Raw genomic sequence first — 25,634 nt, forward strand, 5'->3', positions numbered from 1 at the left:
TTAAGCTTGTGTGTTTTTATCGTAGAAAAATGTGAATTTGCGCGTTGAAATCCCATAACCTTTTGTTTTTTAATGATTTTTATATTTATTTTTGTTGTTTTAGGGTTTGTTGACACTGCTTTATAAAAATTGCAATGTAGCAACACTTTCAGAGGGTAAGCAGATACGAAGATATCTCGCCTTTTGGGTGATTATAAAAATAACTAAATAAACTAAAGAATCACATAGGGTTCGAGTTAAAGGAATAAGGACGTAAATTAACATGAAAAAAACACTATTAGCACTAACAGTTGCTTCTCTAGCTGCAACTTCTGTTAACGCTGCAGAAATCTATAAGTCTGAAGACGGCGCTGTAGACTTTTACGGTCAACTTCGTCAAGAGCTTGAATTTAGAGACTCTGCTGACCATAAAGCAGACCTTAGCTCTGGTTCATCACGCGCTGGTGTTCAAGGTCACTACTCTGTTACTGATTCAGTAGACGTTATCGGCCTAGTTGAGCTAGGTGTTGGTGACGGCGATATCACTAACCGTCAACACTACGTTGGTTTTTCTGGTGACTTCGGTACAGTAGAATTCGGTAAGCAGTGGACTGTTTCTGATGACGTATACGGCGCTGATTACTCTTACTTCTTCGGTGGTTCTGGTCTTCGTTACGGTACTCTTTCAGGTGCATCACACGATTCTCAAATCCAATACAAGTTTGACGGCGACGCAGTTTGGGTTAAAGCTGCTTGGGGTTTGAACGAAGGCGAATCTAACCAAGATCTATACGAAGCATTCATCGGTACTGCAATTGGCGATCTAGCATTGCACGCAGGTGCTGGTTTCAACCGTGACCGCGGTTTTGTAATTGGTAAAGATGACACTGATCCATCTAACCCTGTAGAAGTAAAAGCTGACCTTTCTAACACTTACGCTGAATTCACAGCTGAGTACACTCTTGGCGATTTGTTGCTAGGCGGTACGTACTACTGGGCTCAACTTAAAGATGAGCAAGGTTCTGACAAAATCAACGAGAACGCAATCTCTTTGGCTGCTAAGTACCAACTAGTTGAGAAAACAGCTCTATACGCTGGTTACGAGTACACAATGCAAGCAGCTGACATCGCTGATTTCGATGAGACTGGTACAGTTATCTACGCTGGTGTTGAGCACAAGTTCAACTCTTGGGCTCGCGTATTCGCTGAATACGGTTACGGCGACGGCACAACTCTTGGTTACAACAACCAAGGTTCAAACACTCAAATTAACGCAACTCAAGTTGACGGCGCTAGCAACTTCGCTATCGGTGCTCGTTTCTACTGGTAATCACTAGTAAAACAATATAATTTCAATGCCCAGCCACAGTGCTGGGCATTTTTGTATCAAGGTGTTCTTCCTCGTCATCTACCCTTTCTTTCTAGCTTATGTTTTGTGTTTTTTAAGCCTTTTAATTCAATAGCTTAGCTATTTAATTTCTTGGGCAATGAAAGGCATAAATAATCATTTAGTCACGCCTTTATTAGCCCTTCATACTAGCGCAATCGATTGTTTTTTATGTTAAAGTTGCCTAGAAATGATGCGAATCAAATCGTTTAGAAGCAGAAGCTGTCAACAGCTCAAATGAAAAATAGGATTTCCCCCAAAATGTCACAATTAAAAGTTTGGTTTACCGTCTCCGAAGCTGAAGGATTAGTAAAAAGCGGAGGCTTGGCTGATGTAGGTAAAGCACTGCCTAAGGCACTACAAAATTTAGGTTCAGATATCGCGATTGCGATTCCGGGTTATACAAAATTGCCTAATTTTGATCAGAGTCCAGTGGTTCTTTCTACCACACTCGATCACTTCCCACATACTCCGTATCAAGTTCGCCAACTTGAATTAGATGGTGTTCCTGTGTACGCGTTTGAGTGTGCAAAATATTACGACCGCCCAGAACTGTACGCTGAGCGCAATCAGGCTTATGCAGATAACGGCGAACGTTTTGCATTTTTTTCTGCGGCTAGTTTAGATGCACTGCCTAAGTTAAATATTAAACCTGATGTGATTCATGCCAATGATTGGCACACGGGTTTAGTTCCTTTTCTATTAAAAACGCGTTTTGCGAATAACGAGTTTTATAAAGACATTAAGAGTGCACTTACTGTGCACAACGCTTTGTTTAAAGGTATCTATTCTTACAATGAAGTGAGCATTATTCCTGAATTGACTCAAGTGGATAGCAGTTCTGTGAACTACGGTGACGATTGCATCAGTATGCTACGTGCTGGCATTCAATACGCTGATAAAGTCAATGCGGTGAGCCCAAATTACGCCGAAGAGCTAAAGACTCCGCTAGGCTCGCACGGACTGGTTAATGATTTTGTGTCTCGTTCGGCTGATTTTTGTGGCATCGTTAATGGCTGTGACTACAGTGAGTGGGATCCTGCCACTGATCAGTATTTGGTTAAGAAGTTCAAACCAACTAAAGCCAGTTTTAAAGCGGGTAAAGCGGCCAATAAATTGGCACTACAGCAAGAGTTTAATCTTCCGGAAGAAAAACTGCCGATGTTTGGCATGGTGTGTCGCTTAACTCATCAAAAGGGCTTCCACTATATTCTGCCGATTCTTGAGCGTTTCTTAAGAAATGACATACAGTTGGTCATTATCGGTACGGGTGATCCGTCAATTGCCGCTCAGCTTCGTGAAGTGTCTGAGCAATACCGCGATAAATTTGCCTTTATTGAAGCGTACGATAACCGTTTAGCTCACTTAGTTGAAGCAGGTTCGGACTTCTTCCTAATGCCGTCTGAATTTGAGGCGTGTGGTTTGAATCAGATCTACTCTATGGCATACGGCACACTGCCGATTGTACGTAGCGTCGGCGGATTAAAAGATACAGTGAATGACTATGACACTGATCCAAGTACCGGTACTGGTTTTGCCTTCCGCGAACCATCAGCAGAAGAGCTACTGATTTGTATGCAGCGTGCATTGATCATGTATCTGCAACAGCCAAAAGAGTTCGCTGAAGTACAACTGCGCGCAATGAATCAAGATTTTGGTTGGGATATTGCAGCAGGTAAATATATTGAGATGTTCAAGAGTGCTTTTTAGCCTGACATAGTTTCAATAGATGAAAAAAAACCTGAATCTGTAAAAGATTCAGGTTTTTCGTTTTTAGAGGCTATAACAAATTAAATTATAGCTTGTCAGTTAGCTCTACAGCTTGACCGATGTAGTTAGCTGGCGTCATCTCTTTAAGGCGTGCTTTCTCTTCTTCTGGAAGTTCAAGACCGTCAATAAAGTTACGCATAGCTTCGCCATCAACACGTTTACCACGAGTCAGCTCTTTTAGCTTCTCATATGGTTTTTCGATGCCGTAACGACGCATCACTGTTTGTACAGGTTCTGCTAATACTTCCCAGTTCTTGTCTAGCTCTGCCAGCAGTGCATCAGCGTTAATTTCTAGTTTGCTAATGCCTTTTAAGGTAGAAGTATAAGCGATGATTGCATAGCCAACACCCACACCTAGGTTACGAAGTACTGTTGAGTCGGTTAGGTCGCGCTGCCAGCGAGAGACAGGCAGTTTTTGTGCTAAGTGACCGAACACAGCGTTGGCAAGACCAAGGTTACCTTCAGAGTTTTCAAAGTCGATAGGGTTCACTTTATGCGGCATGGTTGAAGAACCAATTTCGCCAGCAATGGTTTTTTGCTTGAAGTGACCTAGTGCGATGTAGCCCCACACGTCACGATCAAAGTCGATCAAGATGGTGTTAAAACGTGCGACTGCATCAAACAACTCTGCAATGTAATCATGAGGTTCGATTTGCGTTGTGTATGGGTTCCAAGTTACACCTAGAGATTCAGTGATGAACTCTTGTGCGAACTGGTGCCAATCGACACTTGGGTAAGCAGAAAGGTGAGCATTGTAGTTACCTACTGCGCCATTCACTTTACCTAAAATTTCAACGCTTTCGATTTGCTTGTATTGACGTTCCATACGGTACGCCACGTTGGCCATTTCTTTACCCATAGTAGATGGAGAAGCTGGCTGACCGTGTGTACGAGATAGAAGAGGGATGTCGCGGTATTCAACAGCAAGTGCTTTGATTGCATCGATGATGTTTTTGATTTCAGGAAGAATCACAGTTTCACGTGCTTCTTTAAGCATTAGAGCGTGAGAAGTGTTGTTGATATCTTCTGAAGTACAAGCGAAGTGGATGAACTCGTTTACAGCGTGAAGCTCAGGTACACCCGCTACTTTCTCTTTAAGGAAGTACTCAACCGCTTTAACGTCGTGGTTGGTGGTGCGCTCGATATCTTTGATACGTTGTGCGTCTTCTTCATTAAAGTTTGCCGCTACATCATCAAGGAATTGGTTCGCTTCTGCGCTAAAAGCAGGTACTTCTGCAATTGCATCAGTTGCTGCAAGCTTTTGTAGCCAGCGAATTTCAACGATAGTACGGTACTTTAGGAGGCCATATTCACTAAAGATGCTACGTAGTGCAATGGTTTTACTTCCGTAACGGCCGTCTACTGGTGAAACAGCAGTCAATGCTGACAGATCCATGTTGTTCTCCCGAGTTGAGTTTCTAAATTTTGTGAGGTTTATACCAGTAACAAACCGAATTGTCACTACTATTGCGCAAACGTTTGCGTTAATTTTCTTTAATCAAAAAAATAAGCTCGCGACAATGCGCGAGCTCATCATTAAATTCGTGCTAAAAGTATTTCGGCTTGCTGTACCATTTTTTTACGGCCGAAGATTAAGTGGCGACGTTTGCCACCGACTTGACGCCAAAGTACCGCGCTACGAATACCAGAAAGGAGTAGGGCGCGCACTTTGCTTTGTACCGCAGATTGTTGAAGCATAGCCGGGTTGCCAGTGACTTGGATGCGAGGTCCAATCGGGCTAATAACATCCAAATATACGCTGGCGAGATTGCTGATCATTTGCTCTTCAAAAAGATCAAAGTGATCTGATTGTCGCTCAATTTGATGAATACGGTCACCTAATTGAGACATGGCATCACGACGTTGACTTAGCTTACGCTCTAGTGCCATAAGGCTAATGATATAGCGAGTTAATTCGTTGCCAGTGACTGAGCTATCCAACCCTTTGGCTAAGCATTCAAGACCGAGTTTAAGATCTCGCTCATGACCAAAGACACCGATAGTGTCCGCAGGACTGGTGTTAGTGATTGCTGCTATGGATGTTTCAAAAGCAGCAGAATTACAATGTCCGTCTTTTGCCACTTGTTGAACTAGAGCGACAGCTTGGCAAATGCCAGCAAAAGCGATGGTACGGTCATAATTTGTGTTTGCCACTTAAGAACTCCTTTATCTTATGCTTTGATTCTTTTCTCAATAATACCGCCACCTAGACAGTCGTCTCCTAAATAAAAGACCGCAGATTGTCCTGGTGTAACAGCAACTTGTGGCTCATCAAAAATCACTTTAATGTTTTCATCGTCCACAGGAATAATGGTACATGGAATATCGGTTTGGCGATATCTTGTTTTTACTGTACAGGTCATAGGTTGACGAATTGGCTGACGATTTACCCAATGAAGTTGTGAAGCAAATAAACCTTCAGACTTCAGTAACGGGTGATCGGCACCTTGTACTGCAATCAACACATTACGTTTTAGATCTTTTTCAGCAACGTACCATGGGTCTTCGTTACCACCACCGCCTTTTTGGCCGCCAATGTGTAAGCCTTTACGTTGACCAAGGGTGTGGTACATCAAGCCCATGTGTTCGCCAATGACTTTACCTTCTGGCGTTTCAATTTTGCCCGGCTGTGCTGGCAAATAGCGAGATAGGAAGTCGGTAAATTTGCGCTCACCAATAAAACAGATACCGGTTGAGTCTTTCTTCTTGGCAGTGACTAACCCTTGCTCTTCAGCGATGCGGCGAACTTCAGGTTTTTCGATATCGCCCACAGGGAATAGGCTACGACCCACTTGCTCATAGCTTAATGTGTAGAGGAAGTAGCTTTGGTCTTTGTTGCCATCAAGTCCACGTAGCATACGAGGTTTTTCACCGGCTGCAATTTCTTCGGCGCTTGGGAAAGTACGACGCACATAGTGACCCATTGCAATGTAATCAGCATCGAGTACTTCATCGGCAAATTCCAAGAAGGCTTTAAATTTGATTTCTTTATTACAAAGGATGTCTGGGTTAGGGGTGCGACCGGCTTTGTATTCTTCTAAGAAGTACTCAAAAACATTGTCCCAGTATTCGGCGGCAAAGTTAATGGTATGCAGATGAATGCCCAGCTTGTCACAGACCGCTTGCGCATCGGCAAGATCTTCTGCGGCTGTACAATACTCTTCGTTGTCGTCTTCTTCCCAGTTTTTCATAAACAGGCCTTCAACTTGATAGCCTTGTTGTTGAAGAAGATACGCAGAGACAGATGAGTCAACTCCACCGGACATGCCGACGATGACTTTCTTTTGGCTGTTGTCAGACATTCAAAAATACCACTAAATAAACACGGTCGCACATTCTACCAGAAACAAAGCTAGTGTGACAGTTCAGCGATATCAATCACACTTTAAATTGACTGAAAAATGTAAACAAATTCTGGCATACTGTGCGCAATTATTTTCAGTTTCAGATAAAAGGCTATAGGCATGCAAGACGAACAAGAAATGCAAGATCAACTCTTGGAGATCGTTGAAAACCAAATTGAATCAGGCGAACCTAAAAAAGTAAAAGAAACCTTAATGCGTCTGATGATGACTGGCAATAGCCGTGAAGATTCAGTGGCGATGATAGGTTGCGCAGTTGCCATCGAAGTATTTGATGTGGTCAATAACGGCGCCACTTTTAACGAAAAACGTTATGCCGAACATCTTGAGCGCTTGCCAGATCTTGGCTTTATGGAAGGTGAGTAACTCACTTTCGTTAACCGCTGTATTTTGTGTCAATAATCGCGGTTAACAAACAGCACAAATAATCCCCGTTTATGTCTATTTTCTTAGACACTGCTGGGATTTTTTATTTAAGCCAGTTTCCATTCACCGTTGGGCAGCTCGCCCAAGCTATATTCACCAATCGAGTAACGAATTAAACGCAGGGTAGGGAAGCCTATATTGGCGGTCATGCGGCGCACTTGACGATTGCGACCTTCGATAATGGTAATTGATAGCCAAGTGGTGGGTATTGCGGCGCGAAATCGCACCGGAGGGTTGCGAGGCCACAGCTCTGGCTCTGTCATTATTTCTACTTTTGCCGGTAGCGTGAGTCCATCTTTTAGTTCAACACCTTGGCGCAGTTTATCGAGATCTTGCTCCGTTGGTGCTCCCTCAACTTGTACCCAATAGGTTTTGGGCGACTTTGAATCAGGTTGAGTCAGTTTTGCCTGTAAAATACCATCGTTAGTCAGCAGTAATAAGCCTTCACTGTCTCTGTCTAATCGTCCAGCGGCATACACTTCTTTAATATCGATAAAGTCGGCTAAAGTTTGTCTACCATCGCCGTCGGTAAATTGGCTTAACACATCAAACGGTTTGTTAAATAACACTATTTTTCTATCTTGCGCGGATACGCGTTTAACTTGTCTAACTGGTTTTCTGCGTGCGGATGAGCTAGAACGGTTCTTGGTAAACTTAGCGTTTGACGTCGATGTTCTATTTGACGTTTTGGATGGGTTTTTCGGTCGACGGTGGTCGCTAGACATGTTAACTACCTTGCATTTTTGTAAACAAACTGTGTTAGTTCGTTCTCTCGAAACAACATTTGCTTTATGATACGCGCAGCAAACGCGTTAGGACAACAATAACACGATTGCGATCAACGCCGTTTATTTGATAGGTTAGTCAGTACGCCTTGTATGATTATACCAATCACACTAAGTAAGTGATCAGAGCTAGCGCAGGAAAAATGCTCGAGAACAAGGCAGAATTTTTTGATAAGTAGTTATTCTACAATCAAAAATTCTAACGCCGTTATCGAGTATTTTAACAAGCTAGAATGATCAGTTATTTAGTACGATTGGTATTAATGGCGTTTACGGCGAAAAAAGCCAACGAATTATAGCAATAGAAGCACAAATAGAAATACGATTAAATCAGATTTACTACCACAGATTCGCACGAAGCGAATGTAATCATCTTGATGGACACTGCCGCTGACAACAGCCAGTGAAGCCAAATAACGATAGGGAAATTTCATGTCTGCACAAAAGCCCACCATTATTTATACTATTACCGATGAAGCTCCAGCGCTAGCGACCTACTCATTCTTACCGATGGTACAAGCATTTACTGCATCTTCCGATATCGCAGTAGAAACTCGAGATATTTCATTGGCAGGGCGCGTCATTGCCAACTTCGCAGAATATTTAAAGCCAGAGCAACGCATCAATGATGCACTTACCGAGCTTGGCGAATTGGCTAAGACCCCAGAAGCAAATATTATTAAATTGCCGAACATCTCGGCGTCTATACCTCAGCTAAAAGCCGTGATTAAAGAGTTGCAAGACAAAGGATACGATCTTCCAGACTATCCAGAAGAAGCGACCACGGATGAAGAAAAAGCCATTCAATCTATCTATGGCAAAATTAAAGGCAGTGCAGTAAACCCAGTGTTGCGTGAAGGTAACTCAGATCGCCGTGCCCCTGCATCAGTGAAAAACTACGCTAAGAAAAACCCGCACTCAATGGGTGCTTGGTCAAAAGAGTCTAAATCGCATGTGGCGAGCATGGACGGTAATGATTTCTTTGGTAGTGAAAAATCACTGACTTTAGATAAAGCAACGCAAGTACGCATTGAACTGCGCGCGCAAGATGGCAGTGTCACTGAGCTAAAATCGGCATTTGCGCTGCAAGATAAAGAAATTATTGATACTTCGGTATTGAACAAAAACGCACTTGTGGCTTTCTTTGAAAAAGAAATCGAAGAAGCGAAGCAGCAAGATGTCTTGCTCTCGTTACACCTAAAAGCCACCATGATGAAAGTGTCCGATCCGGTGATCTTCGGTCATGCGGTTAAGGTGTACTACAAAGAAGTGTTTGCTAAACACGGCGCACTGTTTGATGAGTTAGGTGTTGATGTAAACAACGGTCTTGGTGATGTGTACGCCAAGATTGAATCTTTGCCAGAAGCGCAAAAAGCGGAAATTATCGCGGATTTAAATGCGGTCTATGAGACTCGTCCTGAGCTGGCAATGGTCGATTCTGATCGCGGCATCACTAACTTGCACGTACCATCAGACGTCATTGTTGATGCGTCTATGCCTGCAATGATTCGTACGTCGGGTCAAATGTGGGGACCAGATGGTAAGCCAAAAGACAGCAAAGCGATGATTCCTGATCGTTGTTATGCGGGCGTTTATCAAGCGGTTATTGAATTTTGTAAAGAAAATGGCGCGTTTGATCCTACCACTATGGGTAGCGTGCCAAACGTTGGCCTAATGGCGCAAAAAGCAGAAGAATACGGTTCACACGATAAAACCTTTATTCTAGCTCAAGCGGGCAGTGTGGTTGTGGTTGATGCCGACGATAAAGTACTTTTAGAGCAAGACGTCGAAGAAGGCGATATCTTCCGCATGTGTCAGGTAAAAGACGCGCCAATTCAAGATTGGGTGAAACTTGCGGTAAACCGCTCTCGTCTATCAAATACCCCAGCGGTATTTTGGCTAGATGCGAACCGTGCGCACGATGCAGAGCTTATCAAGAAGGTAGAAGCGTATTTACCACAGCACGATACGCAAGGTTTAGATCTGCGCATCTTGTCTCCTGTAGCGGCGACTTTGTTTACTCTAGAGCGCATTGCAAAAGGCGAAGATACCATTTCAGTCACAGGTAACGTACTGCGTGATTACCTAACGGATTTGTTCCCAATTCTAGAGCTAGGCACTTCCGCTAAGATGTTGTCTATTGTTCCTCTTATGAACGGCGGCGGTTTGTTTGAAACGGGTGCTGGCGGCTCTGCGCCAAAACACGTTCAGCAAGTAGAAAAAGAAAACCACCTACGTTGGGATTCTTTAGGTGAGTTCTTGGCACTGTCTGCTTCACTAGAGCATTTGAGCGAAGTGACCGGCAACCAAAACGCACGCGTACTCGCGCAGACCTTGGATGCGGCAACGGGTAAATTCTTAGACGAGAACAAATCGCCATCGCGCCGCGTCGGTGAGTTGGATAACCGTGGCAGTCACTATTTCTTAGCACGTTTTTGGGCGGAAGCACTAGCAAGCCAAAACAAGAGTGCCCAATTAGCTGAGCAGTTCGCACCGATTGCAAAAGCACTGGCGGATAACGAAACTAATATCGTTAATGAATTGAATGAAGCACAAGGTGTGGCAGGGGAGTTAGGTGGCTATTACGCGCCAGTTGACGCTATTGCCTCTCAGCTTATGCGCCCAAGCGCAACATTAAATCAGATTATTGATAACGCGTGAACTAAGCTAGATAATCTAAGCTAGAAAAGTCAGCAAGATAAACAAAAACCGAGCTATCACTAGCTCGGTTTTCTTATTGGTCGAATTTATACCAATCAGTTGTTACGCGTGCAGATGACCTGTCACCATCAGATAGATTGATACAAGCGCTAACACAATCAAAATACGCTCAATCCACTTATCCATCGCAGAATACACTTTCTCACCCGCTTTTAGGCGCGCAGCATGTGTGTATCTGAAAAATGGAATGCCAATGGTATATAAGATGGTTGCCATTAATTGGTATTCAAGACCTGCGGCGGTAATTAACCATGCGCAAAATAGAGCCGCAACAGCCGCTAATAGAACGTGACCATAGTTGCGTTTTGCTAGGTTTACTTCTTGGTAATTCCACGACAGTTTTAATAAGTATAAGCAGCTCAGTAGGTAACAAGGCAATACCATTACCGATGCAATATTGATTGCTGCTAGGTATACATTTTCAAACATCACCACCAATAGCACGCACAACTGCATGAAAATTGTTGAAACGCTCAGTGCGTTTTTCGGCGCGTCATTTTTGTTAGTACGACTAAAGAATTTCGGAAACTCACCCGCTTTGCCTGCTTCGTACGGTACTTCCGCAACTAGCATAGTCCACGCAATCAGTGCGCCAAATACCGAAACCAACACGCAGATATTTACTAGGATGCCACCAAATGGGCCGATAGCCACTTCAAGTAGTGAAGCTGTGGAAGGGTTTGGCAGTTGTGCTAGCTCTTGTTGTGGCAAGATACCAAACGACAACACGGCAATTAAGGTGTACATGCTAATGGCCACTAAAAAGCCAATCAGAGTTGCTTTACCTACGTCAGATTTATTTCTGGCGCGACCAGACAGTACCACTGCACCTTCAATACCAACAAAACACCACAGCGTCACCATCATAGTGCTCTGAATTTGTCCCATGACTGAACCAAGGTGTTGCTGTTGTCCCCATACATCAATAGAGAGTTTTTCTGGTTCAAAGCTGTAAAGAATGATGCCAATGATCACCGCTAAACCAATCAGCTTACCTACCGTTGAGATAACATTGATAAAAGAAGAGCTCGCCGCACCACGTAGGGCGATGGTATTCATTCCCCACAATAGAGCAGAACAAAGAATGACCGTTTCAATACCGTGTTCTAACAAAACAGGGAAGAACAAACCCAGTGAATCGTTGATCATGACCGTCAGAGCAACGTTGCCCATACAGCTCATCAACCAATAGCCCCAAGCGGATTGGAAGCCAATGTATTCACCAAAACCTTCACGTGCGTAGGTAAAGATACCTGAGTTTAGGTTTGGTTTATGTTCAGCAAGAATGCGAAAGGTTTGCACTAGTAATAGCATACCAAAGCCGGTAATTAGCCACGCCAGGGATACCGCGCCAATAGAGGCTTGCTCTGCCATATTTTGTGGAATGCTGAATATTCCACTACCAATCATTGAACCAAAAACGATGGCAATTAAGCCAACTAAGCCCACTGAACTTGTTTTATTCATGTTTTATTTAAACCAGTTAATCGACAATGTAATCAATATTGTCAAAATGATTGACCTAAACGTCGTAAAAAAGCGGGTAAAACGCTAATTCGAGTTAAGTCGCTTGAAAGGAGCAGAATTATACTTAAGCCCATATGAATAAGTAGCATAAATTAGGTTTTGTGATTAAAACTATTATTCCAATGTTGATCGATCAATTTGCTGTCATTTTGTGCAACTAGATATAGCGAAAGGTGAGGTAAATAAAATATGTATGCTTTTGTGGTGAATTGTATTTATTGGTGAAAACAGCATGAGTGATTCGCTTTGCTTTGTTATCATAATGTTGTGGCTAAACAGTGGTGATCTATGCGGGAAACTATGCCAAAAGCGAAAGCAAGAGCCTTAGTGCTAAAAATGAACAAAATAAGCTTAATGCTTGTTTTAATGGCAACATTATTCGGTTGTAGCCGCTCAGAAGCACCGATTAAAGACAGTAACTACGCATTACATCAAAAACAGCAAGTTATCATAGTGCACGGCCTTGCGCGCAGTGCCTCATCGATGGAAAAAATGTCCGAAAGAGTGGCGCAAAACGGTTATCAAGTGTGTGTGGTGGATTACCCAACATTAGGCCAAGCGATAGATAAAACCTTGCATGAAAGTAGCGCGCAAATAGACCAATGTATTAGTCGATTCAATCGCGAACTATCACAAATCGATGGCAGTAAAGTGCACTTTGTCGGCCATTCTCTTGGCGGATTGGTGATACGCAACTATTTGGCGCAGAAAAACGGTCTTACTCACTCGTCTCACTTTGGTGAGGTGGTGTTTGTTGGTACGCCAAATAAAGGCAGTGATGTGGCCGATTTCTTCTCAAGCTTATGGTTACTGCCGCTAGCGGGCGGTACCGCCGCCTCTTTAACCACCAATTCAGAGAGTTTGCCCAATTCATTGCCCGAGCCTAATTATGCCTTTGGCGTGATAGCAGGCACAGACAGTTATCCTATATTGAATTACATGTTTGATAATTCAAATGATGGTTTAGTGTCGGTGGAATCAACCCAGTTGGAAGGGATGCAGGATTTTGTGGCAGTCAATATTACCCATGATAGTTTACGTAGCGATCCGCAAGTGACCGACCTCATCGTAAATTATTTAAATCAAAGACGGTTTGTCAGCCAATAATCAAAGGGTGGCTTATAAAATAAAACGGCCCGCTAACAATAGCGAGCCGCGAATACGCGTTAGTCTGACCTAGCGCTTACAGAACTTTCAGTACGTCTTCTAGCGCTAAGCGAGATTTTGGCAAGCTTGCGTTGTAGTCTTCTTCTTTATGGTGGTAACCCATTGCTAAAGCAACGTTACATTCGTAGCCATCTAATTCTTCTTTAAAGATGTCACCAATCAACTCGCTGTCAATGCCTTCCATAGTGGTAGAGTCGATGCCAAGGCGTGCTAGTACATGCAAAGTATTACCAAGCGCAAGATAAGTTTGAGATTTGGTCCACTTAGAGTTATCGCCCGTTTCATCTGTATTTAGATCAACAAAGGCAAATCCACCAAAGGCGGCTTCACGTTGCTCTTTAGGAGTACGTCCGTCTTCAATGCCTTTGTCCACAACTTTGGCGTAATCGTCTCTTGTGTAATGAGGATTGTGCGCAAATAAAACGATATGCGAAGCCGACTTAATATGAGGCTGGTTAAATTGGAACTTATTAGCGAAAGTGTCATGCATACGCTGTTTTGCAGCATCGCTTTCAATAACAATGAATTTCCAAGGTTGAGAGTTGATAGAAGAAGCAGACAGACGAATTGCTTCATAAATCACATCTAAGTCTTCTTGAGGAATACGTTTCGTTGCATCGTAACGCTTAGCGGTATAACGGTTTGCTAAATCAGTAATGATAGCGTGAGTCATGGTAAATCCTTATTCATTGAGGAGAGCAGCGCGGTCACTGTCTACAAGCGATGTCGTTCAAGTTAATGCTAGATTATTTGAATACACTTTTCGAATAAACAGCACTTTTTGCAATTCACTTTCAAATTAAATGTAAAAATCAAAAATGCCTCCTCAATGTATAGATGAATTTGCATATTGTAACTAGTTGATTTCAAAAAATGTCATTGATGATTTGCAACTTGAAAAACGATAAGGGTGCGGATTGAGTTTGCGATTCCCTGGCTTATCTCTCATAATCAGCAAAAATCACTCTCACTTGATCAATACAATGAAAAGACTAGTTTTATACGTAGCGGATAAATGCCCTCACTGTAAAGATGCGCAGCGATACTTAGACTCTAAGGGGTACAAGTACCGTTTAACCAATGCAAAAATGCAACGGGGACGTAAGGAGTTGCAAGCTATGGGCGCGCGCTCCATTCCAGTCTTAAAAATTGGCGATCAAATCATGGTGGGATGGAATCAGAAGAATTTCGAGAAAATGTACAATAGCTAACGATTATACCTAGGGCTTTAAACGACAAAAAAGAGGCAAAGTGCCTCTTTTTTGTCGTTTGAAACTGTGATTATTTGGCTGAATCAGTTTCTATTGGTACTACAGCGCTAGCATGAGAACCTTTAGGGCCTTTTTCTACTTCATAGTTGACAGTTTGACCCGCTTTTAATGTTCTATATCCATCCATTTGAATCGTAGAATAGTGGGCAAAAATATCGCCGTCTTCACCTTCAGGGCAAATAAAACCAAATCCCTTGGCGTTGTTGAACCACTTAACAGTACCTGTTGCCATGCTTTACATCCTTATGCATTTGTTACGTGTTGTGCGCTGTGTACGATTACAGTAATCGTAGTCTCACCTTTTATTGTTTCAGCCAGTTTCAGTTAAGAGAGTGAATCAGCCGTTCCTCTCAAAATTTATACTGGAACCATAAAATAATGTAGACAAAGAATCCCCATCGTCAAATTATTTACGAAGATTCGTTAACAGAATGATAACCATTCGTTGCCACTTAAACAATGCCAATTGTCGGATATGTGCGTTTCGGTCAAAGTATGAGCAAGCACAGAGATGATCAGATCGTTTTTGCATGAAATATTGGTTAATAATTCGCTGTTCGATACTGATAGCAATGTTTTATTTGCAGGGATACAATTGCTCTATTAGTCTCTTAAGTAGCATAAGAAATTTTTTGCTACCCGAGTGAGTGTTTTTTCTACAAAAGATGTAAAAATGACTGAATTTTCTGATTGGGTGACTCCGGGTTTTGACTTGCTGGAGAGAGAAAAAACCGAGGTAAAACCACCCCCTATGTATCACGTTATTTTAAATAACGATGATTATACCCCGATGGATTTCGTGATTGAGATCCTTGAGCGCTTTTTTGGTATGGATGCCGACAAAGCTGCGCAAACCATGCTTCAGGTGCATTATGAGGGGAAAGCACGTTGTGGCACGTACACAGCTGAAGTTGCAGAAACAAAGGTTGCTCAGGTTACATCGTATTCTGAAGAGCAACAACATCCTTTGCTATGCACTATGGAAAGAGCATAACCACATTGCTATCAACATTGATTAAGTGGTTGTTTTTGAAGTTTTAGGGAGGCCTGTATGCTAAACAAGGAACTAGAAACAAGTTTAAATGGCGCTTTTTCTCAAGCGCGAGATAAACGTCACGAGTTTATGACGGTAGAGCATCTGCTGTTGGCGCTTCTAGACAACCAATCTGCGAAAGAGGCTTTAAAAGCCTGTGGAGCGATCCTAGATACCATTCGCCAAGAATTGGATGTGTTTATCGAACAAACCACACCGTTAATTGCGGTGGATGATGCTACTCGAGAAACACAGCCTACTTTGAGCTTCCAGCGTGTACTCCAACGCGCGGTTTTTCATGTGCAGTCGTCTGGGCGTAACGAAGTCTCTGGCGCGAATGTGCTGGTGGCTATCTTTAGTGAGCAAGAGTCTCACGCCGCTTACCTTTTGAAAAAAAATGACATTAGTCGTTTAGACATCGTTAATTTCATCTCGCATGGCATTACTAAAACGGCTAAAGATGATTCTTCTGAGTTATTCGGCAGTACAGAAACGACCGAAGAAGTGGCTCAAGAAGACCAACTGGAAAATTTTGCAACCAACCTAAACATCGTGGCACGCAATGGCAATATCGACCCGCTTATTGGGCGCGATCAAGAGCTAGAGCGTACTGTGCAAGTGTTGTGTCGTCGCCGTAAGAATAACCCATTGCTGGTGGGTGAGGCTGGCGTAGGTAAAACCGCAATTGCAGAAGGTTTGGCGTGGAGAATCGTCGAAGGCGATGTTCCTGAAGTGATTGCCAACTCGGTTATCTACTCTTTAGATATCGGCTCATTGTTAGCCGGCACTAAATACCGAGGCGATTTTGAGAAGCGATTTAAGAACATTCTTAAACAGCTTGAAAAAGAAGATGACGCCATCTTATTTATTGATGAGATCCACACCATTATTGGTGCGGGGGCAGCATCCGGCGGCCAAGTCGATGCCGCTAATTTGATTAAGCCTCTACTCAGCAGCGGTAAGTTGCGCTGTATTGGTTCAACAACCTATCAAGAATACAGCACCATTTTTGAGAAAGAGCGTGCACTGTCGCGTCGTTTCCAAAAAATTGATGTGGTTGAGCCATCTTTAGATGATACCACCAAAATTTTAATGGGGCTAAAATCTAAATACGAAGAGCACCATGAAGTGCGCTACACCAATAAAGCCCTTCGCGCGGCGGTAGAATTGTCAGCGAAATACATCAATGAACGTCATTTGCCAGATAAAGCCATTGATGTCATCGATGAAGCAGGGGCGAAAAGCCGTTTAGTTCCAAGCAGTCGTCGTAAGAAAACCGTAGGCGTTGGTGATATCGAAGCCATGGTCGCTAAAATGGCGCGCATTCCGGAAAAATCTATATCTTCATCAGATAAAGATATTTTACAAAATCTCGACAGCAAGATGAAAATGCTGGTGTTTGGACAAGACGAAGCCATTGATGTGCTTACCGAATCTATCAAGCTTTCTCGCGCTGGATTAGGCGCTGAAAACAAACCTGTGGGTTCTTTCCTATTTGCAGGCCCGACAGGGGTAGGTAAGACGGAAGTGACCGCACAGCTTGCCAAGCTGATGGGTATTGAGCTATTACGCTTTGATATGTCGGAATACGGTGAACGCCATTCAATTAGCCGATTAATTGGCGCGCCTCCGGGTTATGTAGGTTATGACCAAGGCGGGTTGCTGACGGACGCGGTAATTAAACAGCCACATTCAGTGGTGCTGTTGGATGAAATCGAAAAAGCACACCCTGATATCTTTAATTTGCTATTGCAGGTGATGGATAACGGCACCTTAACCGATAACAACGGCAGAAAAGCCGACTTTAGAAATATTATCTTAGTTATGACTACCAATGCCGGTGTGGTTGAAACTGAGAAACAATCTATTGGTTTGATTGAGCAAGATCATGCGCCTGATGCGATGGCGATTATCAAAAGGGTATTTACCCCAGAGTTTCGAAATCGTTTAGACAACATCATTTGGTTTAATAGCCTAGATGAAGTGGTCATTCAGCAAGTGGTTGATAAGTTCATTGTGGAGTTGCAAGCGCAATTGGATGTAAGAGGGGTCTCTCTAGAGGTGACTGATAACGCTCGTCACTGGTTAGCCGTTAAAGGTTACGATAAGGCGATGGGCGCACGACCTATGTCCCGCGTAATTCAAGACAAGTTGAAAAAACCATTAGCCAATGAGTTGTTGTTTGGTCGCTTGATCAACGGTGGTTCAGTGGCGGTAGATTTAGTCGATGATGAATTAAAATTCAATTATGCCAATGCCGAAGAAGAGGCACTGCATCATTAATTGGAATAGCGAGCTCTAAGTCTTAGAGTTCGCTTACTTTATTCTCATAGTACAAGCATAAAAAAACGGAGCAGAAGCTCCGTTTTTTTATGCTTTGTTAATAGAGATATTAACGAGCACGGAAGACGATGCGGCCTTTGCTTAGGTCGTATGGAGTCATCTCTACAGTCACTTTATCGCCAGTTAGGATACGGATGTAGTTTTTGCGCATCTTACCAGAGATGTGAGCAGTCACAACGTGACCATTTTCTAGTTCTACACGGAACATAGTGTTTGGCAGAGTGTCTAGAACCGTGCCTTGCATCTCAATTACGTCTTCTTTAGCCATTTAATCCTCGATCAGAATAAGGGTAATTTGGGTAGCTCACTTAGCTACCTATTAACATTGGGCGATATTCTACCCTTGCCACCGGTGATTTACTAGCTTTTGATGCGAATCAAATCGGACTTTGTAGTTCATCGCTGGGCATTCATCAATTTGATAGCCCAAATACAGCCATTTTTTCCCTTGCGATCGGGTGTGTTGGATTTGATACAAAACAGAGAGTGTGCCCAATGATAGCGGGTGCTCAGGGTCATAAAAGGTATAGAAAGCACTGTTGGCACTACTGACTTGATCGGTCACTGCCACCGAGATTAATTGCTCTTGATAATAGATCTGTAAAAACGCACAAGGAATAGTCGTTGAATTGATGAATTTACTAAATTCTGCTTCCTTTGGCGGGTACATAGTGCCTTCAAAATGACGTGCCTCTATATATTTTGCATATAAAGCAAACCAGTTTGGGTCAATTTCAGTGCTGACTTTGCATGTGTATTGCTTAGCTTTGTTGAGCAATCGTTTTTGACTTTTGGAGAGTGCAAAATGCTCAACATCAATGCGTATCGCAACGCATTTGTTGCAGCTTTCACAGTGCGGACGATAAATCATCTCGCCACTGCGTCTAAATCCATTCGCCAGCAGTAATTCATAGCCGTCTGAAGTATGTAATTCATCCTCAAGAATGATCGCCACGCGCTCTTGCTGATCTTTTAAATAACTGCATGGATGATTTTGTGTAAAACCGACTTTAATTTGTTGTAACTCAGGATTCATCGATTAAATAGCTCCCTTAGTGCGAAGCGAAAAAGCAGGGTAGGGTTGGTTTAACCCAATTGTAGACTTTGCGCGGCGTAACAGGTGTCACTCATGGTTAAGTCTCTATTACTTAAAAGATAGTCTTGAAATTCAGTTCTGGGTATTTCAATTGCGCCTAATGAAGCCAAATGTGGATTCATGATTTGGCAATCAATCAGTTTGCCGCCATGCTGTAAAAAGTGTTGGCAAAAGTGCCATAAGGCAACCTTTGAGGCATTGGGTTTAGTGCTGACCATAGATTCGCCACAAAATACTTGCCCAACCGATACACCATACAAACCGCCGATCAACTGTTGTTGATCCCAAACCTCGACCGAATGACAGTGTCCGGCTCGCGCCAAATCTTGATAGGCTTGAATCATTTCGTCGGTAATCCATGTTTCTTCAATCGGGCGAGAGCTGGCGCAAAGGGCAATTAATTGCTCTGTTGCATGGTTTAAAGTGACCGTGTAACTATGTTTGCGCTGAAATTTAACTAAACTTTTTGCCGGCTTAAAGGTCTCAGGAATAAATACCGCTCTTGGTGATGGACTCCACCAAAGAATGGGTTCACCATAGCTATACCACGGAAAGATACCCTGTCGATAAGCACTGCATAACCTTTTCACAGACAAATCACCGCCAAGTGCGAGTAAACCATTTGGCTCAGTCAATGCTAAACTGGGATCAGGAAAGTGTGTATCGTTACTATTGAGTTCTGGAAGATATAAGGTCATTAGACAATGAGACTATTCGTTACGTTTTTACTGTTATTTCCATTAGTAACACAAGCGGCGTATCAAAGAAATACAGCGCGCCCAGTAAATGAAGTGGTTTACGGCCATGTTGATACCGTTCGTTACATTTCTCAGCAGCAGATCGTAGAGTCAAAAGCCAAGGGCTGGCAAACCCTACTGGGTGCGGTAGTGGGTGGGGTCGTCGGTAACCAGTTTGGTGACGGCACCGGTCGAGAAGTGGCTACCGCTGTTGGCGCCGTGGCGGGCGCGGGCGCCGTGCAACACTTTGGTCATCAAACTTATAAAGTGGAACATAAACTAGTTGAGCTGTTGATTAAAACCGATGACAATCGCTTAATTGATGTCATTCAAGACATTGATAGAAATATGCTTTTTTCTCATGGAGATACGGTTCGAATCTTGTATTTTGACAATGGTGTACGGGTAGATTTGCATCAATAAAATAAAATTATAAGATTTAGTGCAATTGAGCCTGTTTTTCTGTCTGCAATTTCGATAATCTGAAATGAATAATGAAATCATGATTTAGCATCAAATTGCTTTCAAGGAAAACCGTCAATGGAAAGCTTAACTCTGCAACAAATTTCTAAAGTGGATGGCGAAGTAAATTTGCCCGGTTCTAAAAGCGTCTCTAACCGCGCTTTATTACTCGCCGCTTTAGCTCGTGGTACAACACGTCTTACTAATTTACTCGACAGTGACGACATCCGTCATATGTTGAATGCACTAAAACAGCTGGGCGTGACTTATCGTCTATCTGAAGATAAGACCAGCTGTGAAGTAGAAGGTCTTGGGGGTAAATTTAATGCCCCTGAAGCTCTGGAACTGTTTTTAGGTAATGCAGGTACGGCAATGCGTCCCTTAGCAGCGGCGCTTTGTGCAAGCCAAGGTGACTTTATCTTGACAGGCGAACCTCGCATGAAAGAACGTCCTATTGGACACTTAGTGACCGCTTTGCGCGAATCGGGTGCTGATGTTACCTACCTTGAAAACGAAGGCTTTCCACCGCTTAAAATTCAAGGCACTGGACTTAAATCAGGTGAAGTGTCTATTGATGGTTCAATTTCAAGCCAATTCTTGACCGCATTTCTAATGAGTGCTCCGCTAGCCGATGGTGATATTACAATCAACATCGAAGGCGACCTAGTTTCTAAACCGTACATAGATATCACTTTGCACATCATGCAGCAGTTTGGTGTGAACGTAGAAAACTACGATTACCAAAAGTTCATTGTACGCACTGGACAAAGCTATGTTGCGCCGGGTGATTTTCTTGTGGAAGGCGATGCCTCTTCGGCTTCTTATTTCCTAGCGGCTGCGGCAATTGGCGGTGGCTCTATTAAGGTAACGGGTATCGGCAAAGACAGTATCCAAGGTGACATTCAATTTGCTGACGCGCTACAAGCTATGGGCGCAGGTATTGAGTGGGGCAGTGACTACATCATCGCGCGCAAAGGCGATCTTAAAGCGGTAGATTTAGACTTTAACCACATCCCTGACGCGGCGATGACGATTGCGGTTGCCGCTTTGTTTGCCGAAGGTACTACGGCGATTCGCAACGTCTACAACTGGCGCGTAAAAGAGACCGACCGTTTAGCAGCAATGGCGACGGAACTGCGTAAAGTCGGTGGCATTGTGGAAGAGGGTGAAGATTACATTATCATCACGCCGCCAGCGCAGCTTAATCATGCGGCAATCGATACTTACGATGATCACCGCATGGCAATGTGTTTCTCGCTCGTTGCCTTTGGTACATCAGTTACGATTAATGACCCTAAATGTACATCGAAGACCTTCCCAGATTACTTTGATAAGCTACAAGGCTTGATTAGCGAGTAATCTTTGTTAGTTTGCTAGCCAAACCAGAAATTAAAACGGGTTCCTAAATAGGAACCCGTTTTTGTATGTGCGGTTAACAGAGAATTACTTCTGCAGATCTTCTTCTAAGATAGATTTATTATGGCGAAGCATAGTTAAAATATCTTTAATGTAGTCATCTGAGCGCTCTGAGTAGCTGCCTAGACCGTAAATAAGTTGTTCGGCGGTTGGCGTTTTATGCTGAGCTCGAATGTTGGCTCTTAGCTCACGGAAGCTGCGGTAAGCTTGGTTAGTGTTTAGATTATCAACGTAGGCGGCAACTGAGTCACCGACAGAGTCAAAGGTTGCCACTTCGTGAGTCATGCCTTTTTTACGTTGGCTAGGAACGACGCCACAGCCTTTCGTGAAACACCATTGACCGAAGAAGTTATTGGCTTCTTTAGCGAAGCGAGAAGTACCCCAACCACTTTCATTGGCCGCTTGAATAAGCACTAATTGTTCTGGCACTTCATCAACGTGAACCAGTAAGGTATCAATCTCATTTAGAGTGAAGTCTTTGACTTCTACACGGTATTGTTTTGCCAATTGAGTCACAGTATCGCGCTCAGAAGAGGATAATTCCTGTTGCTTAGCTAATTTATTTTGTAACGAAATAAGTATTTCACGTTGATGTTTAACGAAGGCATTTTTCTGTTGAACATAAGGTTTTATGAATTTAAAAAATTCACTTTTCTTCTGATGAACATCAGTAATGGCAGCAAAATCAGGTAAAGGAACGGCTTTAAAATGGGGCTTAGAGTTGTCATACATTCCAAAGTGGTAGTATATAGAAGCGGCTAAAATAATGCCGACAGTACTAATAATGATTGCGCCATTGGTGGGTATAAATCTTTTTAAACTCACAGTATTACCTTGTTTGTAGATGCTAAAAACGTGAAGTGGATCATTATAGGCAATACTAACCTTGTTAGATATCCATGTAACCTTATGTTCCGTGCTTTATATTGTTGCAGACAAGGTGGAAATTGAAAGGGAGTATTGAAAAGAGCCCCGTGTGGAGCTCTTGAAGGCATTATTTTACAGTGAATTCTTTTGATAAATGATGAGCTAAGTATTTGAACATATTGAAAACGGCTGTAGTATTCTGCGTCGGCAAACCTTTGTCATCTAAAAAGTAGTCGCCCTTAAAGATAAGTACGTCGTCTTTTTCAACTACCGAAGTGGCGCGCATTCCTTCTATATAGTCGTCGTGTTCTTGGATAAGATTGTTTGCAATCAGTAATAGTTCAAACTCTGAAATAGGTTTTTTATCACTCATTTTGGTACCTGTTGTTCTAATCAATATTCGCGCTCAGTGTACCCCGATAATTAAGCAAAACAAAAGCACATTTATCTAAAACAGTCTATGGTTTACCTTCGTGATATTGCCTAATTTGCACACAATTAGCCGTAAAAGAGAAAAAATGGGTTGATTTTGAAAAATTATCGCTCAATAGTAAAAAAAGAATCAAAATTCGAATTCGCACTTTTTGCGAACCAAAATATAGGACAAAACGTTCAGTTATGGGTAAGTCTCTCGTTATAGTGGAGTCACCTGCTAAGGCAAAAACAATCAATAAATACCTTGGTAAAGACTTCATTGTTAAATCTAGTGTTGGTCACGTACGTGATCTACCTACCGCTGGTCAGTCGAGCGGTAAAAAGGCTACGCCTATCTCCACCAAAGGGTTAAGTGCGGAAGAAAAAGAACGCATTAAAAAAGAAAAAGCCAAAAAATCACTGATTAAAAAGATGGGTATTGACCCATACCACGGTTGGGAAGCCAATTACCAAATCCTACCGGGCAAAGAGAAAGTCGTTGCCGAATTACAAAAACTGGCTAAAGACGCTGACTACGTTTATCTCGCAACCGATTTGGACCGCGAAGGAGAAGCTATCGCATGGCACCTTCGTGAGATCATCGGCGGCGATGAACAGCGATACAAGCGAGTGGTATTTAACGAAATTACCAAAAACGCCATTCAACAAGCATTTGAAGCACCAGGGGAACTGAATATAGACGGCGTAAACGCTCAACAAGCGCGTCGTTTTATGGATCGCGTGGTAGGCTTTATGGTCTCTCCACTACTGTGGAAAAAAGTGGCTCGTGGTCTTTCAGCAGGTCGCGTACAGTCGGTTGCCACTAAGCTGGTGGTTGAGCGTGAACGTGAGATCAAAGCGTTTGTACCGGAAGAGTTTTGGGACGTACACGCCAATACGCTAACGGATAAAGCAGACGATTTTCGTCTAATCGTTGCACAGCGTAACGGTGAGGCCTTTAAACCGACGAATGAAACAGACACGACCTCTGCCCTGAATTTGTTGGAAAAAGCCGAGTACGAGGTGTGTAAGCGCGAGGATCGCCCTACACGCAGCAAACCTTCAGCCCCTTACATCACTTCTACCTTACAACAGGCAGCAAGTACGCGTTTAGGCTACGGCGTTAAGAAAACCATGATGCTAGCGCAACGCTTGTATGAAGGTGGTTACATCACTTACATGCGTACTGACTCAACGAACTTGAGCAGTGAAGCGGTAGAGAACCTACGTAGCTTCATCGGTAGCGAGTACGGTGATAAGTATTTACCTGAAAAACCATTGGTTTACGGTAGTAAAGAGGGCGCGCAAGAGGCGCACGAAGCGATTCGTCCTTCAAGCGTTGATGTGAAGTCAGAAGATTTAGTTGGCGTTGATAATGACGCACACAAACTGTATGCCTTAATTTGGAATCAGTTCGTTGCATGTCAAATGACCCCTGCGCAATATGATTCAACCACTATCAGTGTTAAAGCCGCGGAATTTACCCTTAAAGCGAAAGGTCGTATTCTGAAATTTGACGGTTGGACTCGTGTACAGCGTCCAATGGGTAAAAATGAAGATCAGATCCTTCCAGAAGTGAAATTGGGCGATAAACTGTCTCTTAAAGAGCTAGAGCCAAAACAACACTTCACTAAACCAACGGCTCGCTTCACAGAAGCGGCTTTGGTTAAAGAGTTAGAAAAACGTGGTATCGGCCGTCCATCAACGTATGCGTCTATCATTTCGACTATCCAAGACCGTGGGTATGTGAAAGTAGAACAGCGTCGTTTTTACGCTGAGAAAATGGGTGAAATCGTATCGGATCGCCTAGATAAAAGTTTTGTCGATCTGATGAACTACGACTTTACTGCGCGTATGGAACAAAAACTTGACCAAATCGCAGAAGGTGAAGCGACTTGGACACAAGTGCTCGATCGCTTCTTTAAAGATTTCTCCTCTGAACTTGAAAAAGCGGAGTTGGATTCTGACCAAGGCGGTATGGAGCAAAACCACATCGTTGAAACAGACATTGAGTGTCCAACGTGTTCAAGACCTATGGGTATTAGAACGGCATCAACAGGGGTATTCCTAGGCTGTTCTGGTTACGCATTGCCACCAAAAGAACGTTGTAAAACAACCATTAACCTTGGTGACGAAGACGGTATTATTAACGTCTTAGAAGACGATCCTGAAACAGCCGCACTGCGTGCTAAACGTCGTTGTCCAATTTGTGAAACGGCAATGGACGCGTACTTAATTGACGATAAGCGCAAGCTACACGTGTGTGGTAATAACCCTAACTGTGAAGGCTATACCGTAGAGTATGGTGAATTCAAAGTGAAAGGGTACGACGGTCCTGTTGTTGAGTGTGACAAGTGTGGCGCTGACATGGTGTTGAAAAACGGCCGTTTCGGTAAATACATGGATTGCACCAGCGAAACGTGTAAGAACACGCGTAAGATTTTGCGTAACGGCGAAGTTGCGCCACCAAAAGAAGATCCAGTGCATTTGCCTGAGCTACCTTGTACACAGTCTGATGCGTACTTTGTATTGCGTGACGGTGCTTCTGGTCTATTTATGGCAGCCAGTAACTTCCCTAAATCTCGTGAAACACGAGCGCCATTAGTTGAAGAGCTAGCGCGTTTTAAAGAGCGCCTGTCTCCTAAGTTCCAATACTTAGCGGATGCACCAACAGAAGATCCTGATGGTCGCCCAACGGTAGTTCGCTTTAGTCGTAAGAGTAAAGAAAACTATATCCGTTCTGAAATCGATGGTAAGCCTTCTGGTTGGACAGGTTTATTTATTGACGGTAAGTGGGAAATCACTGACAAACGTAAAAAGCCGAAAGCAAAAAGCGAATAGCGTTTTCAATTAGATAGATGCAGAACCAAG

The 25,634-nt window shown here is 43.1% G+C and carries 23 protein-coding genes; 11 read left to right on the plus strand and 12 right to left on the minus strand.

Features of this window, described 5'->3' with window-relative positions; translation table 11 throughout:
• Window positions 1–262 precede the first annotated feature (262 nt).
• Window positions 263–1,309 carry a porin gene (locus tag OCU38_RS05065; protein ID WP_261824012.1) on the plus strand — a complete coding sequence of 349 codons (1,047 nt, stop codon included), beginning with the start codon at window positions 263–265 and terminating at the stop codon, window positions 1,307–1,309.
• Window positions 1,310–1,627: 318 nt separating this feature from the next.
• A complete protein-coding gene (glgA, locus tag OCU38_RS05070) occupies window positions 1,628–3,076 on the plus strand; it encodes a glycogen synthase GlgA (RefSeq protein WP_261824013.1) in 1,449 nt (482 codons plus the stop codon).
• Window positions 3,077–3,161: 85 nt separating this feature from the next.
• Here the strand turns inward: glgA and purB are convergent, their stop codons facing one another.
• The 3 genes from purB to mnmA form a co-directional block, all read right to left on the minus strand.
• The gene (purB, locus tag OCU38_RS05075) at window positions 3,162–4,532 is read right to left on the minus strand and encodes an adenylosuccinate lyase (RefSeq protein WP_023405539.1); all 1,371 of its coding nucleotides are present in this window, start codon (window positions 4,530–4,532) and stop codon (window positions 3,162–3,164) included.
• A 140-nt stretch (window positions 4,533–4,672) separates the two neighbouring features.
• Window positions 4,673–5,290, minus strand: a complete 618-nt coding sequence (gene hflD / locus OCU38_RS05080) for a high frequency lysogenization protein HflD (protein ID WP_261824014.1) — start codon at window positions 5,288–5,290, stop codon at window positions 4,673–4,675.
• Between the two features lie 17 nt (window positions 5,291–5,307).
• The gene (gene mnmA / locus OCU38_RS05085) at window positions 5,308–6,438 is read right to left on the minus strand and encodes a tRNA 2-thiouridine(34) synthase MnmA (protein ID WP_261824015.1); all 1,131 of its coding nucleotides are present in this window, start codon (window positions 6,436–6,438) and stop codon (window positions 5,308–5,310) included.
• Between the two features lie 162 nt (window positions 6,439–6,600).
• On the opposite strand from mnmA, the gene OCU38_RS05090 reads away from it, so the two are divergent.
• Window positions 6,601–6,864, plus strand: a complete 264-nt coding sequence (locus OCU38_RS05090; protein WP_023405536.1) for a hypothetical protein — start codon at window positions 6,601–6,603, stop codon at window positions 6,862–6,864.
• A 107-nt stretch (window positions 6,865–6,971) separates the two neighbouring features.
• Here the strand turns inward: OCU38_RS05090 and OCU38_RS05095 are convergent, their stop codons facing one another.
• Complete coding sequence (locus OCU38_RS05095) at window positions 6,972–7,649, minus strand: pseudouridine synthase (RefSeq protein WP_261824016.1); 678 nt, start codon at window positions 7,647–7,649, stop codon at window positions 6,972–6,974.
• A 492-nt stretch (window positions 7,650–8,141) separates the two neighbouring features.
• Here OCU38_RS05095 and OCU38_RS05100 point away from each other — a divergent pair, with 492 nt between their 5' ends.
• The gene (locus OCU38_RS05100) at window positions 8,142–10,370 is read left to right on the plus strand and encodes an NADP-dependent isocitrate dehydrogenase (protein WP_261824017.1); all 2,229 of its coding nucleotides are present in this window, start codon (window positions 8,142–8,144) and stop codon (window positions 10,368–10,370) included.
• A 102-nt stretch (window positions 10,371–10,472) separates the two neighbouring features.
• On the opposite strand, the gene OCU38_RS05105 is transcribed toward OCU38_RS05100, so the two are convergent.
• A complete protein-coding gene (locus tag OCU38_RS05105) occupies window positions 10,473–11,897 on the minus strand; it encodes a basic amino acid/polyamine antiporter (protein ID WP_261824018.1) in 1,425 nt (474 codons plus the stop codon).
• 360 nt (window positions 11,898–12,257) lie between these two features.
• Between OCU38_RS05105 and OCU38_RS05110 the strand changes: the two genes are divergently transcribed.
• The gene (locus OCU38_RS05110; protein WP_261824019.1) at window positions 12,258–13,064 is read left to right on the plus strand and encodes an alpha/beta fold hydrolase; all 807 of its coding nucleotides are present in this window, start codon (window positions 12,258–12,260) and stop codon (window positions 13,062–13,064) included.
• Window positions 13,065–13,140: 76 nt separating this feature from the next.
• On the opposite strand, the gene OCU38_RS05115 is transcribed toward OCU38_RS05110, so the two are convergent.
• Window positions 13,141–13,797 (minus strand): NAD(P)H-dependent oxidoreductase, encoded by a 657-nt coding sequence (locus tag OCU38_RS05115; RefSeq protein WP_023404817.1) that lies wholly within the window; start codon window positions 13,795–13,797, stop codon window positions 13,141–13,143.
• A 310-nt stretch (window positions 13,798–14,107) separates the two neighbouring features.
• On the opposite strand from OCU38_RS05115, the gene OCU38_RS05120 reads away from it, so the two are divergent.
• Window positions 14,108–14,335 (plus strand): glutaredoxin family protein, encoded by a 228-nt coding sequence (locus OCU38_RS05120; RefSeq protein WP_023404816.1) that lies wholly within the window; start codon window positions 14,108–14,110, stop codon window positions 14,333–14,335.
• A 70-nt stretch (window positions 14,336–14,405) separates the two neighbouring features.
• On the opposite strand, the gene cspD is transcribed toward OCU38_RS05120, so the two are convergent.
• Window positions 14,406–14,627 (minus strand): cold shock domain-containing protein CspD, encoded by a 222-nt coding sequence (gene cspD, locus OCU38_RS05125; RefSeq protein ID WP_023404815.1) that lies wholly within the window; start codon window positions 14,625–14,627, stop codon window positions 14,406–14,408.
• Between the two features lie 441 nt (window positions 14,628–15,068).
• Between cspD and clpS the strand changes: the two genes are divergently transcribed.
• A complete protein-coding gene (gene clpS, locus OCU38_RS05130; RefSeq protein ID WP_039970909.1) occupies window positions 15,069–15,389 on the plus strand; it encodes an ATP-dependent Clp protease adapter ClpS in 321 nt (106 codons plus the stop codon).
• Between the two features lie 57 nt (window positions 15,390–15,446).
• Window positions 15,447–17,711 carry an ATP-dependent Clp protease ATP-binding subunit ClpA gene (gene clpA, locus OCU38_RS05135; RefSeq protein WP_023404813.1) on the plus strand — a complete coding sequence of 755 codons (2,265 nt, stop codon included), beginning with the start codon at window positions 15,447–15,449 and terminating at the stop codon, window positions 17,709–17,711.
• A gap of 109 nt (window positions 17,712–17,820) precedes the next feature.
• Here the strand turns inward: clpA and infA are convergent, their stop codons facing one another.
• The 3 genes from infA to aat all read right to left on the minus strand — a co-directional run bounded on the left by infA (window position 17,821) and on the right by aat (window position 19,565).
• Entirely contained in the window at window positions 17,821–18,039 is a 219-nt protein-coding gene (infA, locus tag OCU38_RS05140; protein ID WP_001040192.1) for a translation initiation factor IF-1, read from the minus strand.
• Window positions 18,040–18,108: 69 nt separating this feature from the next.
• The gene (locus OCU38_RS05145) at window positions 18,109–18,807 is read right to left on the minus strand and encodes an arginyltransferase (RefSeq protein ID WP_261824020.1); all 699 of its coding nucleotides are present in this window, start codon (window positions 18,805–18,807) and stop codon (window positions 18,109–18,111) included.
• Between the two features lie 50 nt (window positions 18,808–18,857).
• A complete protein-coding gene (gene aat, locus OCU38_RS05150; protein ID WP_261824021.1) occupies window positions 18,858–19,565 on the minus strand; it encodes a leucyl/phenylalanyl-tRNA--protein transferase in 708 nt (235 codons plus the stop codon).
• Between the two features lie 6 nt (window positions 19,566–19,571).
• Here aat and OCU38_RS05155 point away from each other — a divergent pair, with 6 nt between their 5' ends.
• A complete protein-coding gene (locus tag OCU38_RS05155) occupies window positions 19,572–20,027 on the plus strand; it encodes a glycine zipper 2TM domain-containing protein (protein ID WP_261824022.1) in 456 nt (151 codons plus the stop codon).
• A 117-nt stretch (window positions 20,028–20,144) separates the two neighbouring features.
• A complete protein-coding gene (gene aroA / locus OCU38_RS05160; RefSeq protein ID WP_261824023.1) occupies window positions 20,145–21,425 on the plus strand; it encodes a 3-phosphoshikimate 1-carboxyvinyltransferase in 1,281 nt (426 codons plus the stop codon).
• Between the two features lie 84 nt (window positions 21,426–21,509).
• Here aroA and OCU38_RS05165 read toward each other — a convergent pair whose 3' ends face one another.
• Both OCU38_RS05165 and OCU38_RS05170 read right to left on the minus strand, forming a co-directional pair.
• Window positions 21,510–22,307: a glucosaminidase domain-containing protein gene (locus OCU38_RS05165; protein WP_261824024.1), complete on the minus strand. Its 798-nt coding sequence runs from the start codon at window positions 22,305–22,307 to the stop codon at window positions 21,510–21,512.
• Window positions 22,308–22,476: 169 nt separating this feature from the next.
• A complete protein-coding gene (locus tag OCU38_RS05170) occupies window positions 22,477–22,722 on the minus strand; it encodes a YciN family protein (protein WP_039970907.1) in 246 nt (81 codons plus the stop codon).
• 245 nt (window positions 22,723–22,967) lie between these two features.
• Here OCU38_RS05170 and topA point away from each other — a divergent pair, with 245 nt between their 5' ends.
• Entirely contained in the window at window positions 22,968–25,604 is a 2,637-nt protein-coding gene (topA, locus tag OCU38_RS05175) for a type I DNA topoisomerase (RefSeq protein ID WP_261824025.1), read from the plus strand.
• The last annotated feature ends 30 nt before the right edge of the window (window positions 25,605–25,634 follow it).

It is taken from the genome of Vibrio neonatus, assembly GCF_024346975.1.
Classification (GTDB): Bacteria; Pseudomonadota; Gammaproteobacteria; order Enterobacterales; family Vibrionaceae; genus Vibrio; species Vibrio neonatus.

Excerpts from the sequence above, each read along its gene's own strand:
- OCU38_RS05065 (WP_261824012.1), top strand. The coding sequence starts at position 263 with ATGAAAAAAACACTATTAGCACTAACAGTTGCTTCTCTAGCTGCAACT.
- glgA (WP_261824013.1), top strand. The coding sequence starts at position 1,628 with ATGTCACAATTAAAAGTTTGGTTTACCGTCTCCGAAGCTGAAGGATTA.
- purB (WP_023405539.1), bottom strand. The coding sequence starts at position 4,532 with ATGGATCTGTCAGCATTGACTGCTGTTTCACCAGTAGACGGCCGTTAC.
- mnmA (WP_261824015.1), bottom strand. The coding sequence starts at position 6,438 with ATGTCTGACAACAGCCAAAAGAAAGTCATCGTCGGCATGTCCGGTGGA.
- OCU38_RS05090 (WP_023405536.1), top strand. The coding sequence starts at position 6,601 with ATGCAAGACGAACAAGAAATGCAAGATCAACTCTTGGAGATCGTTGAA.
- OCU38_RS05095 (WP_261824016.1), bottom strand. The coding sequence starts at position 7,649 with ATGTCTAGCGACCACCGTCGACCGAAAAACCCATCCAAAACGTCAAAT.
- OCU38_RS05100 (WP_261824017.1), top strand. The coding sequence starts at position 8,142 with ATGTCTGCACAAAAGCCCACCATTATTTATACTATTACCGATGAAGCT.
- OCU38_RS05105 (WP_261824018.1), bottom strand. The coding sequence starts at position 11,897 with ATGAATAAAACAAGTTCAGTGGGCTTAGTTGGCTTAATTGCCATCGTT.
- OCU38_RS05110 (WP_261824019.1), top strand. The coding sequence starts at position 12,258 with ATGCCAAAAGCGAAAGCAAGAGCCTTAGTGCTAAAAATGAACAAAATA.
- OCU38_RS05115 (WP_023404817.1), bottom strand. The coding sequence starts at position 13,797 with ATGACTCACGCTATCATTACTGATTTAGCAAACCGTTATACCGCTAAG.
- OCU38_RS05120 (WP_023404816.1), top strand. The coding sequence starts at position 14,108 with ATGAAAAGACTAGTTTTATACGTAGCGGATAAATGCCCTCACTGTAAA.
- cspD (WP_023404815.1), bottom strand. The coding sequence starts at position 14,627 with ATGGCAACAGGTACTGTTAAGTGGTTCAACAACGCCAAGGGATTTGGT.
- clpS (WP_039970909.1), top strand. The coding sequence starts at position 15,069 with ATGACTGAATTTTCTGATTGGGTGACTCCGGGTTTTGACTTGCTGGAG.
- clpA (WP_023404813.1), top strand. The coding sequence starts at position 15,447 with ATGCTAAACAAGGAACTAGAAACAAGTTTAAATGGCGCTTTTTCTCAA.
- infA (WP_001040192.1), bottom strand. The coding sequence starts at position 18,039 with ATGGCTAAAGAAGACGTAATTGAGATGCAAGGCACGGTTCTAGACACT.
- OCU38_RS05145 (WP_261824020.1), bottom strand. The coding sequence starts at position 18,807 with ATGAATCCTGAGTTACAACAAATTAAAGTCGGTTTTACACAAAATCAT.
- aat (WP_261824021.1), bottom strand. The coding sequence starts at position 19,565 with ATGACCTTATATCTTCCAGAACTCAATAGTAACGATACACACTTTCCT.
- OCU38_RS05155 (WP_261824022.1), top strand. The coding sequence starts at position 19,572 with ATGAGACTATTCGTTACGTTTTTACTGTTATTTCCATTAGTAACACAA.
- aroA (WP_261824023.1), top strand. The coding sequence starts at position 20,145 with ATGGAAAGCTTAACTCTGCAACAAATTTCTAAAGTGGATGGCGAAGTA.
- OCU38_RS05170 (WP_039970907.1), bottom strand. The coding sequence starts at position 22,722 with ATGAGTGATAAAAAACCTATTTCAGAGTTTGAACTATTACTGATTGCA.
- topA (WP_261824025.1), top strand. The coding sequence starts at position 22,968 with ATGGGTAAGTCTCTCGTTATAGTGGAGTCACCTGCTAAGGCAAAAACA.